12 protein-coding genes are annotated in these 9822 nt (G+C 61.6%); 6 read left to right on the forward strand and 6 right to left on the reverse strand.

Annotated features, from left to right (window positions below):
* Nucleotides 1–33 precede the first annotated feature (33 nt).
* A complete protein-coding gene (locus VGM71_RS16770; protein WP_331547262.1) occupies nucleotides 34–990 on the reverse strand; it encodes an AraC family transcriptional regulator in 957 nt (318 codons plus the stop codon).
* 174 nt (nucleotides 991–1164) lie between these two features.
* Between VGM71_RS16770 and VGM71_RS16775 the strand changes: the two genes are divergently transcribed.
* On the forward strand, nucleotides 1165–2082 hold the full coding sequence (locus tag VGM71_RS16775) for an NADP-dependent oxidoreductase (protein ID WP_331547264.1): 918 nt from the start codon (nucleotides 1165–1167) through the stop codon (nucleotides 2080–2082).
* A 26-nt stretch (nucleotides 2083–2108) separates the two neighbouring features.
* Here the strand turns inward: VGM71_RS16775 and VGM71_RS16780 are convergent, their stop codons facing one another.
* Entirely contained in the window at nucleotides 2109–3119 is a 1011-nt protein-coding gene (locus VGM71_RS16780) for a DUF1993 domain-containing protein (protein WP_331547266.1), read from the reverse strand.
* Between the two features lie 180 nt (nucleotides 3120–3299).
* Between VGM71_RS16780 and VGM71_RS16785 the strand changes: the two genes are divergently transcribed.
* The 4 genes from VGM71_RS16785 (at nucleotide 3300) to VGM71_RS16800 (ending at nucleotide 5971) form a co-directional block, all read left to right on the forward strand.
* Nucleotides 3300–3686 (forward strand): response regulator transcription factor, encoded by a 387-nt coding sequence (locus VGM71_RS16785; protein WP_331547268.1) that lies wholly within the window; start codon nucleotides 3300–3302, stop codon nucleotides 3684–3686.
* Between the two features lie 141 nt (nucleotides 3687–3827).
* Complete coding sequence (locus VGM71_RS16790) at nucleotides 3828–4532, forward strand: sensor histidine kinase (protein WP_331547270.1); 705 nt, start codon at nucleotides 3828–3830, stop codon at nucleotides 4530–4532.
* 70 nt (nucleotides 4533–4602) lie between these two features.
* On the forward strand, nucleotides 4603–5232 hold the full coding sequence (locus VGM71_RS16795; RefSeq protein ID WP_331547272.1) for a response regulator transcription factor: 630 nt from the start codon (nucleotides 4603–4605) through the stop codon (nucleotides 5230–5232).
* Between the two features lie 10 nt (nucleotides 5233–5242).
* Nucleotides 5243–5971, forward strand: coding sequence for a sensor histidine kinase (locus VGM71_RS16800; RefSeq protein WP_331547274.1), 729 nt, complete (start codon nucleotides 5243–5245; stop codon nucleotides 5969–5971).
* A gap of 8 nt (nucleotides 5972–5979) precedes the next feature.
* Here VGM71_RS16800 and VGM71_RS16805 read toward each other — a convergent pair whose 3' ends face one another.
* Together VGM71_RS16805 and VGM71_RS16810 are read right to left on the reverse strand one after the other, a co-directional pair.
* A complete protein-coding gene (locus VGM71_RS16805) occupies nucleotides 5980–6555 on the reverse strand; it encodes a cytochrome P460 family protein (protein ID WP_331547276.1) in 576 nt (191 codons plus the stop codon).
* Between the two features lie 98 nt (nucleotides 6556–6653).
* Nucleotides 6654–7172 carry a lipocalin-like domain-containing protein gene (locus tag VGM71_RS16810; RefSeq protein WP_331547278.1) on the reverse strand — a complete coding sequence of 173 codons (519 nt, stop codon included), beginning with the start codon at nucleotides 7170–7172 and terminating at the stop codon, nucleotides 6654–6656.
* A 100-nt stretch (nucleotides 7173–7272) separates the two neighbouring features.
* On the opposite strand from VGM71_RS16810, the gene VGM71_RS16815 reads away from it, so the two are divergent.
* Nucleotides 7273–8148 (forward strand): LysR substrate-binding domain-containing protein, encoded by an 876-nt coding sequence (locus tag VGM71_RS16815; RefSeq protein WP_331547280.1) that lies wholly within the window; start codon nucleotides 7273–7275, stop codon nucleotides 8146–8148.
* Between the two features lie 12 nt (nucleotides 8149–8160).
* Here VGM71_RS16815 and VGM71_RS16820 read toward each other — a convergent pair whose 3' ends face one another.
* Both VGM71_RS16820 and VGM71_RS16825 read right to left on the reverse strand, forming a co-directional pair.
* Nucleotides 8161–9123: an NADP-dependent oxidoreductase gene (locus tag VGM71_RS16820; protein ID WP_331547282.1), complete on the reverse strand. Its 963-nt coding sequence runs from the start codon at nucleotides 9121–9123 to the stop codon at nucleotides 8161–8163.
* A 185-nt stretch (nucleotides 9124–9308) separates the two neighbouring features.
* The coding region (locus VGM71_RS16825) for an autotransporter outer membrane beta-barrel domain-containing protein (RefSeq protein ID WP_331547284.1) at nucleotides 9309–9822 on the reverse strand (514 nt) is incomplete at its 5' end.

Raw genomic sequence — 9822 nt, forward strand, 5'->3', positions numbered from 1 at the left:
CAACACTCGAAAGGGTCGAGTGAATGGCGCGATTCAGACCGGATGGCAAAGGTGGTGATCGAGGATGAAAGACAGTCTTCCCGGTGGGTCGATGCCCAATGACTCACGACGCCACTCGCCGGGCGGACGACCCACGAATCGGGTGAAAATCCGATTGAACTGGCTTGAATCGGAAAAGCCCACCTTATGGGCGATCTCGGTCAGCGGTAAAGATCGATCGCCCATAAGCTCGACGGCCCTGTCGAGTCGGCGAGCCGTGAGCCAGTCGCGAGGCGAAACACCGAAGGATCGCTTGAACGCCCGAACGAATCCGGCGTGCGCGACGCCGCAGGCCGTCGCAACTTCCCGTATCGAGACACCGCTCTCTATCCGGTCACACATGATGGAAGTCGCGCTGCGTCGTTGTTCGCCCGTGAGTGCGCGCGGTACCTTGCGGCGTTCCGTCACCTCGACTGCGTGGACTTGAACGAGCCTTGCGCAGGCCGCCAGAAGCATGTGCCTCACGAAGAGATCACGATGACGGGAGCGCCTGTCAAAGGGAAAGTCTCGCAAACACCCGAAGATCGAAGCGAGAACCGCGTCATCCATCCGCCGATCACATCGAAGCGTGTGTCGTTCGGCGCCTAAAGGGCTTTCACCGAAGAAAACGTGCCGCGGCACATATAGCGCCAGAGCACGCAACGGATGAGACCAGGAAAGCGAGAACGGTACGCGAAGGTCGATAAGACAACTTTCGTTCTCGGCAATCGGTGTCGAATGCCATTCCTGGTCTTTGCTGCGGAATCGGAAATCGCCCTGTCGATCCAGCAAGTGCATCATCAGGAACGCATCGTCGGGCCGCATGGGATGGCTTTCCCCTCCTTCACCGCCGGACTTGTCGAGGTCCACCAAGGTCATCGCAAGCCCTGGCGAGATGCATACGACAGCAGAAGGCGCATCCTTCAAACCAAAGGCTTGAGCGATCCGTTGGCTGTGCGACTCCTTCGGCATCGAACATCTTCGCCATGGTTCAGGGGAAGGCTTCTAGTGTCGATGCCGGTGCTGTTCTCGCGAAGCCTCGTTTGAGTGGATCAATGGTGACACCCCGATCGAGGGTTGCCCGGAGTATGTTGTTTCCCTACCGTGATTTTTCTTCACGAACAAGAGCAACCGAGGAGAAATGCCATGAAAGCGATCGTAGCGACGGACCCAGCCAAGGGAACGACGGAAATGAAGTTGATGGTGGTGCCTGAGCCGACGGCAGCGATAAACGATGTCGTCGTTCAGGTCTTTGCTTCGGGTTTCATCCCTACCGAATTGAGTTGGCCGTCGACCGGAGCCGACCGTCTCGGCCGGAACCGGGCGCCGTCGATTCCCGGCCACGACGTGGCGGGAGTGGTCACCGCCCTGGGCTATGGCACGACGGGATTGTCGGTAGGGCAGCGGGTGTTCGGTCTCACGGACTGGTATCGCGACGGCACCCTGGCGGAATACGTCGCGGTCGAGGCGCGCAACCTCGCGCCGCTGCCGGGCGACGTCGACTTTACGGTGGGCGCGAGCCTTCCGACTTCCGGGCTGACCGCGTGGCAGGGGTTGTTTCAGCACGGCCGCCTTCAAGCGGGGCAACGTGTCCTTGCGCACGGTTCAGCCGGTGCCGTCGGGACCATGGTGGCGCAACTTGCGCGAGAAGCAGGCGCCTATGTCATCTCGACCGGACGTGCCGCCGACCGCCAGAAAGCGCTCGACTTTGGAGCGCACGAATTCGTCGATCTCGACAATGACGCCCTCGAGGACATCGGTGGAGTCGATCTGGTCTTCGACGTCATTGGCGGCGACATCCAGAAGCGGTCCGCCAGCTTGATTCGAGCCGGAGGAACGTTGGTGAGCGTTGTCGGGCCGGTCGAGGCACGCCCCGCCGACGGCCGGGCGATCGACTTCGTCGTCGAGTCCGATCGTGGCCAGCTGCTTGAGATCGTCCAGCGCGTGCGGGACGGACGGCTGCGAACGAATATCGGACATGTTGCCAGCCTCGACGACGCCGTCGAGTCGTTCCATCCGACCACGCGGATTAGCGGAAAGACGATCATCCGCGTCCGTTCGTGAAACCCCGGGGCGACGACGTTTTCAGGTCATTCAGAACTTCCAAGCCCCGATTCGATCAGCCGGAATTGAACTCGCCGCTCCGTATCCTCTTCTTTACTGAAGAGGATGAAACGACTGCCTTCCTCAATATGCAGCGCAGCCGCGCCTGAGCGAAGGTAGAACCGCGCCGACCACCCGCGTTCCAGGATCAGTGAAAGCAGTTCCGCGGCGACGCGGGCGCCCTCCGGTCCGAAAAGGACACCGGGAGCCTCGAGCAGGGGCCGCTCCTCGCCGTACTGGTCGCGGTAAGCCTGTGTGGGGTCGCGGTCGTATTCTTCGTCCCAGATCCAGTCCGTGAACCTGAGCAGTCCGCCGTCGAGGCCACCCAGATCCTCCATCAGGCCATCGGCGAATTCCCGTGAAGTGACAACGGCGGCCTTCGTCGTGAATGACAGGCGGAAAGGCCCCGGCGTCCCATATTGCTCCGCCCATACACCTGCTTCCCCGACGGTGAGAAAGCGGACGCCTGCCAGCGGTGCCAGCTCCGATGCAGGGTTGCCTACCTGGAACTTCCCGAAGTAATCGGCCTTGCCGATTTGGAAGTGTTCATGACGAAGTATCCCGTGCACCATGGCGATATGGAAATAGAAATTCGGTAGCAACACGGTGCGCAGGAAGTCCACGCCCGGCATGGAATAGTTCGCGTGCCGGAACGACTGATCGATGGCGCGGTCTTCGCTTCCGTTGAAATGAGTCGCGCTGAAGGTCTGAAGATAGGCTCGCGTCTTGCTGACCCGGCCCCGGAAATCGGCGAGGGTCTTCTCGTCATCCGAAAACGCGGGCGCCATGCGACCGGTCAATCGCGCGGCCCCTCCCTTTGCGTTGTCGCAGGCAATCTGGATCTGCTGGCCGAGATTAAGCATGTCCGGAGCCAGCTTTGCCGCGAGGATATCCCCGGCGTCTACCCTCCCCTCCGCCTGCGCCTCCTCGATACGATCGATGTAGGACAGGAGCACGCCCAGTCCGCGCCAAAGCACGGGAATGCTGGATTCGAACATGGTTAGCGACATGGTTATCTTCCGGGCACGTGTCTCAGGGTATTTCCCCACGCGGTCCAGAATCCGGGAACACTCAATGGAGTCGGCATTTGGCACATCGATCCACTCCTTAGGGAGTTGTACGTTCATGCGGTCGAACTGAACAATACATAGCCTCACGACGAGCGCCGGGAAGACAAAGTGGGAAACAAAGTAAGGATTCTCATCGCCGACCGGAACCGCATGATGCGCGAGGGACTGCGGGCGATCATCGAGCAGACCGACGATATGGACGTCGTTGGAGAGATAGAAGACGACAGTGCCGCTCTGTCTCTTGTAGAACGGTTACGACCCGATGTCGCCCTTGTGGATATCGAGTTGAAGGAACCGACCAGCCTGGACCTGATCGATCTGCTGAGTCATTCGTCGCCGCGTCTTTGCGTCATCGCCATGGCTACCTACCCTGACGACCCGGTTTCGCATCGCGCCCTGCGACGTGGTGCCGCGACGACGTTCCTGAAGGCGTCGAGCCGGGACGACATCCTGGAGACGATTCGTCGCGCCTGTCCCTTGCGTCGCGGAACATGATATTCACTCTTTCGGGCGTTTGAACTCTGGCGCCGTCACGGCACCCTCTCAGCCATTGTTATTCTTGAGGCGCTGCATATCCGTCTTCGCTACTTCGCTCCATTCCTGCCTACATTGGCCGGTTGGAGCAGCATTGCATTCATGTCCGTGACCCTGGTTGTCGGTTGGTACGCTTTGCGCTGGCGTCTCAATCAGGCGGTAACGCGAACGCGGATCCGGGCGGAGGAGCGTGAGCGCCTCGCGCGGGATCTCCACGATACCCTTCTTCAAAGCATTCAAGGACTGTTGCTGACCCTGCAGGCGATCAGTCGCCAACCCATGGAAGAGGAAACGCGGCAGGCCCTCGTGCGTGCTGTCGTTATCGCCCGCCGCGCTGTGGCGGATAGCCGCGACAAGGTAAGCACGTTGCGCGCCAGCGACGGGCCGCCGATGTGTCCCATGGTTCTTCTCCTGGAAGAGCTTGCGGTAGAGGCATCGGAAACCGGGAGAGGCGCCGAGGTGATACTGGAGGGACGTGTACGCGAGCTGGCATGGGAGGTCAGCGAAGAAATCGTCGCCGTGCTCCGCGAGGCGCTGGCTAACGCCCGGAAGCATGCCCAGGCAAGCCGTATCACCGTGCTCGTGTCGTTCGAGAAGCTCTATCTGGTCGCGCAGGTGCAGGACGATGGGATTGGCATCGAGGCCTGTGTCCTTCACCACGGTGTCCGGGAGGGCCATTTTGGCCTTGTCGGCATGCGGGAGCGGGCCCGGCGCATCCGTGGCAAGCTTCAGATCCAGGCGGCTCCCGGCCAGGGAACGACCGTCACCTTGAAAGTCCGGGCTTCCCGAGCTTACGCGCGCGCCTAGCCGGCGCTCATCTTATAATGGCCATGTACGGCGCCAGCCGCCGCTGCACGCCCTGGACCGGACTGAAGTCATGAGCCAAAGCCAAATCATCCGGATCATGATCGCCGACGACCATCCCATGATGCGGGAAGGCCTGCGCTCGACGCTTGAAGACGAGCGCGATATGAAGGTGGTCGCCGAGGTGGCAAACGGTGCCGAAGCCATCGAGCAGTTCGGGTTATCCAATCCGGATGTCGTGCTCATGGATCTGCAGATGCCCCGGGTGGACGGCACGCGGGCCATCGCCGCCATCCGCGAACAGGCCCCCCAGGTACCCATCGTCGTCCTGACGACTTATCCTGGCGATGCACGGGTCACCCGGGCCATGGCGGTGGGGGCGACGTCCTATTTGCTGAAGACAGCCTCGAGCGAAGAAATCATCGCAACGATACGCTCGGCCTTTTGCGGGCGGCGGCACGTGGCGCCGGACGTTCTTCAGGATGTCAGCGCACACCAGGGAATGGAATCGTTGAGCCCTCGCGAACTCAGCGTCCTTCGATTGGCGTCGCAAGGCATGAGCAACCGGGAGATCGGCACTTCGTTACACATCGCCGAGGAGACCGTAAAAACCCGGATGAAATCAATCCTTTCGAAGCTGAATGCCCATGACCGCACCCATGCGGTCACCATCGCGATTCATCGCGGCTTCCTCGACACATGAGGCATCAGGTATGAAGATGGACTATCGCCAATGGATCAAGGGGACGATCGTTGCAATGATCGCTTGGGCCGGTTATCGCCTCTATATCGTGCGGCCCGACGAACGTAGGCGTATCCGTGCCCAGGAGCGCGAGCGTATCGCGCGGGACCTCCACGACACCTTGCTTCAGAGCGTGCAGGGCCTGTTGCTCACGGTGCAGGCGATAAGCAGGAAACCGTCCTCCGAGGGGACGCGCGAGGAACTCACTCGCGCAGTCGAGATGGCCCGGCAAGCCGTCATCGAAAGCCGGGACAAGCTTGGCATGATGCGCGGAGACGAGACCGGTCGCGGTTGCCCGCTGCGCCTATTCATCAACGAAATCATCGAGAGTATCTTTCCGGACGATCCACCCGTCAGGGTCATGGTCGAAGGCCGCGTTCGCCAACTCCATTGGGACATCGGCGGCGAAGTCGTCTCCATCGCGCGCGAGGCGCTGGTTAATGCGAGCCGCCACGCGGACGCTTCGGCGATCCGCGTACGGGTCGTCTTCAGTTGGCGACGACTTATCGTCATTGTCACCGATGACGGCAAAGGAATTCCCCAGGGAGTACTCGCCGAAGGGATGCGTCGCGATCACTACGGCCTGTTGGGGATGCGCGAACGCGCGGAGGCCATCCCCGCCGATCTGCGCATCCGTTCGCACGCCGCATCGGGTACGGAAGTCCGTCTCACGGTACCCGCTCATCTTGCCTATATTTAGTTCGACGGTTATTGCGTCTTGAGGACCGGATATCCCTCGACGTAAATCCAGTCGGTCGATTTGGCGGGCGTGTGGCAGACCAGGCAATCCGTATGAAAGTCAGTCGACGTGGTCTTCATGGTATTGCCGGCGTCGAACCACGACCAGGCCCAGCCGTTGCCCCACAGCTTGTTATCGGGGTGGCTGTTCTTCGAATCCTTTACCATGATAAACCAGCCCTTCAGGGTTTGTTCGTGGCTGACCGTGCCGGTGGTCATGGGTTTCGTCTCTGCCGCGAAGACTTCTTTGACGAGAACCGCGCCGTCGGGAAACTTGCCATTCTTCCGGTAAGCCGCCGTCGTCCCCGGAGATGTATATACGACGTGCATTTCCTTGGCGCCATCCTTGCCGGGTGCCGCCACGGACCATGTTCCGAGATACTCGTAGGTCTGGCGGTAGTTTTCGGGAACGTGCAAGTTGCCGCTCGAGTCTGCCACTGCCGCGAACCGTTGCTGTTCCTTTACGCCTCCGGCATAAGCATTGACGCACGTCAACGTCGCGGCAAGTGCAACGCTCATCGCTACGATGGCAGTTCGGTACGACATAGATGCATTCCTCCAGGACCACTCGTTAAAAACTTTCATCCATGATGATCGAGTAGAACGACCGGTGTGGATTCACTCTATCGAGTGGATTTCAGCCTCTATTCGATCTTTCGCCACACCGAGATCGGTACGTCGCCGTTGGGACGTGGTGTCACGCGATAGCTCAGGGTGTCGCTCTTGAGCTCGTAGTGCCTGCGTTGCTCCTGCCCTTCCCAATTAGGGAAGGATGCGCCCTGTATGTGGAAGACGAGAGCGTCCTGATCCCGATCGATGCTGAGCGTGCCGAAATGAGTGCTCGAGCCCATCACGGCCGATGCATACTCTTCAGGCGTTCCCTTCGCTTTATTCCCCAAGCCGAAGGCCAGGCGCTCGGCCTTGAATATCTGCAACGAATAATGGCCCTGGCTGTCGACCAGCAACAGCCCTTCAGGCTTGGCGCCGTAGTCGGATGCGCGTGAACCGTCAGGGTGGTGGACGTCGGCTGCCACCAGGGTCCACGTGCCGGCCAGCGGCGAGACCTCAGGCGCGGAGCCCGCAAAGGCGGCGGAGTTCCAGAATGCACATGCCGTGAGGAGCGAGACGATGATGCGACCGGTATTTGCTCTACGAAAGTTCATGCGGTAAGTCCGCTGTTGAGGGGGTTGCCGGATGCTATGCCGGGGATATACTGAAGAAAATCTGATTATTCGAAACCAACTCATCGGAAAAACGAAAGTAATGTCCTTGCCGAACCTGGATATGGACGCCTTGCGAACGCTCGTTGCCATTCTGCAATCGGGCAGCCTGGGACGCGCGGCGGAAAGGGTCGGCCGCTCTCAATCGGCGGCAAGCCAGCAGATAAAAAAGCTCGAAACCCAACTGGGCCAGCCCCTCTTTCGCAAGCAGGGGCGACGCATGGTGATGACGGAAACCGGAGAGCTGGTGCACTCCTACGCACGTCGCATCCTCGAACTCAACGACGAAGCTGCCCGTAGCGTGTCTGGCATTTCGGTGGAAGGCGTCGTGCGCTTTGGCCTGCCCGGCGATTTCGCGGAGACGTGGTTACCTGCTGCCCTCGGGCAGTTCAAGAAGACCCACCCTGGGGCTCGGGTGGATGTCGAGGTGGAGCGCAACGGACGCTTACTGGAGCGTCTCGATCGGGGTGAATTCGATCTCGTCCTTGCCATGGGCTATGCCAGCCGCCTGGATGCCAGGCGGCTGGCCACGCTGCCCATGACGTGGATCGGCCCGGTAGGTTCCGAGGTAATCCTGAAACCCGGCGTCTCCCTCGAACTGGCACTCTATAACTCGCCCTGCTTCTTCCGCCGTGCAGGCATCGAAGCGCTCGACAAGGCGTCCGTCCCCTGGCGGCTGGCCTATACCACCGCCAGTTTGCAGAGCTTATGGGCGGGAGTGGCCGCCGGCCTTGGCATCACCCTGAGAACGACGGCGGGTATACCGCCGTCGCTCATGCAGCTCGATGAAAGACACGGCCTGCCTCCCCTGCCCGTCGTTGAACTGTGCCTGCACTCCGGGAAGAACACGGCCAACCCCGCGTTGAGCCAGCTAGAGCACGTGGTGACCGACCATGCCCTCGGCAATCTCGGGCTGTAGCGCAACATATCATCACTTTCGGGCCACGATCAGGATGGTCTTTCCGCGCCTGGCCCGGTCTCGTGCTTCTTCGAATGCCTGGCGCGCGTCGCCAAGCGGATAGCTTCGATCGATCAGCACATCGATCCGGCCGTTCGCGACCCGCGCCACGATCTCGCGCAGCTGCGCCGGATCGGGCTTGACGATGAACCAGTAGGCTTCGATACCCAGCGAAGCGGCGCGCTCGGGCGATGGCGCGTCTTCCGCCTCGCCGGAAATCGTCACCAGCCGGCCGCCGCGTTGGAGAAATCCCCAGCTTCGCTCGAGCAGCTCGTGGCCGACCGTGTCAAATACGACATCCACCGTTCCCGCGACATCCTCGAAGCGGGAAGTATCGGTGTCTATCGCACGCTCGGCGCCCAGCGCCAGACAAAGTGCCACGGCGTCGTTGCCTCGCGCGGTAGCGATCACGCGCGCACCTGCCTCCTTCGCCACCTGGATCGCGAAGGTACCGACCGCTCCGGAGCCGCCGTGGATCAGTACGGTCTCTCCCTTCACCAGCTTCGCGTGATCAAACAAGGCCTGCCAAGCCGTCAGCGCTCCGATCGGCAGAGTGCAGGCATCGGCGGCGGTCACCCCAACCGGCAGGTGCGCGATCTCGCCCGGCAATACACTCGCCTGCTCCGCCGCCGCACCGTTGCGCCAGAAGTCGATCAGGCCGAAGACGCGGTCTCCTGCGACGAAGCCCGATGTGGACGCGCCAGCAGTGGCGACACGTCCCGCGAACTCGTGGCCGATGATGACCGGCAAGGGGCGCGGCGCCCCATCGGGTAGCGGCTGGCTACCATTCGTTACCCAGGTTGGCTCGCCAAACGTGAGGCCCACGGCCTCCACGTCGATGAGTATGCGATCGTCGTCGAGCGCCGGCGAATCGGTATCGCCGACGCTGATCGAAAGGTCGCCGCGGATGGGGTCGGTGATCCATGCAGCTTTCATGGCTCGGTCCTGGCGGCGGCGTGAGCGTGGTCTGGCATAGCGGTAACCTCACGGGGTAAGGGACTCCTCCATAGTGTCGCGCTCCACCCTTCCGTGGCTTGTACCGACACGACGCGTCGTTTCCGTCAGAGTCCCGTTTCAGGGTACGTGCGTGTCGGCGATACGCCCGGATGGCCGGTTCCGCGTCACCAACGCATGCGGAAGCCCATCGTTCCATTCAGCGCGTGGCTGTCACCGAAGTGCGACAGCCCCGTGCTTGCCTGCACTTCGCCATACACCGAGTAGCGTCCGCCCGCCCAATCCAGCGTGGTGCCCAGGCCGAAACCGCCCCACGTGCCTTCGTTGCGCGTCGTGAAGTCGGTGCCTGCCACATCCACGCGGGCGGCATCCTTCGTGGTCCTGTACACGTTGGCGATGGCGTAAACGTGCGATGCCATCGGGCCCGACGCGCCCTGCCAGGTACGGTCGTAATCGATCGCGATGCCGCCGCGCGCCGTGAGCGCCTTGCCCTCCTGCTGCGACACGCGGGCACCGAAGGCATCGTTGAAGCTCTCGAAACGTGCGCTGCCATAGCTCAACTGGGCCTGCGGAATCGCCCACAGGTGATCGCCCAGGCCGAAGCGCTGACCGACCTCGACACCGGCGACGTAGCCATACCCCTTGTTGCCGTCCTTGAGCGACTGGCCCAGCGTGTTGGAG

This window comes from Luteibacter sp., assembly GCF_036499525.1.
In the GTDB taxonomy this organism is placed as follows: Bacteria; Pseudomonadota; Gammaproteobacteria; order Xanthomonadales; family Rhodanobacteraceae; genus Luteibacter.

Bases quoted from the DNA above. Each gene is read 5' to 3' on its own strand.
- VGM71_RS16790 (WP_331547270.1), top strand. From the start codon at position 3,828: ATGTCCGTGACCCTGGTTGTCGGTTGGTACGCTTTGCGCTGGCGTCTC.
- VGM71_RS16815 (WP_331547280.1), top strand. From the start codon at position 7,273: ATGTCCTTGCCGAACCTGGATATGGACGCCTTGCGAACGCTCGTTGCC.
- VGM71_RS16775 (WP_331547264.1), top strand. From the start codon at position 1,165: ATGAAAGCGATCGTAGCGACGGACCCAGCCAAGGGAACGACGGAAATG.
- VGM71_RS16795 (WP_331547272.1), top strand. From the start codon at position 4,603: ATGAGCCAAAGCCAAATCATCCGGATCATGATCGCCGACGACCATCCC.
- VGM71_RS16780 (WP_331547266.1), bottom strand. From the start codon at position 3,119: ATGTTCGAATCCAGCATTCCCGTGCTTTGGCGCGGACTGGGCGTGCTC.
- VGM71_RS16810 (WP_331547278.1), bottom strand. From the start codon at position 7,172: ATGAACTTTCGTAGAGCAAATACCGGTCGCATCATCGTCTCGCTCCTC.
- VGM71_RS16820 (WP_331547282.1), bottom strand. From the start codon at position 9,123: ATGAAAGCTGCATGGATCACCGACCCCATCCGCGGCGACCTTTCGATC.
- VGM71_RS16800 (WP_331547274.1), top strand. From the start codon at position 5,243: ATGAAGATGGACTATCGCCAATGGATCAAGGGGACGATCGTTGCAATG.
- VGM71_RS16805 (WP_331547276.1), bottom strand. From the start codon at position 6,555: ATGTCGTACCGAACTGCCATCGTAGCGATGAGCGTTGCACTTGCCGCG.
- VGM71_RS16770 (WP_331547262.1), bottom strand. From the start codon at position 990: ATGCCGAAGGAGTCGCACAGCCAACGGATCGCTCAAGCCTTTGGTTTG.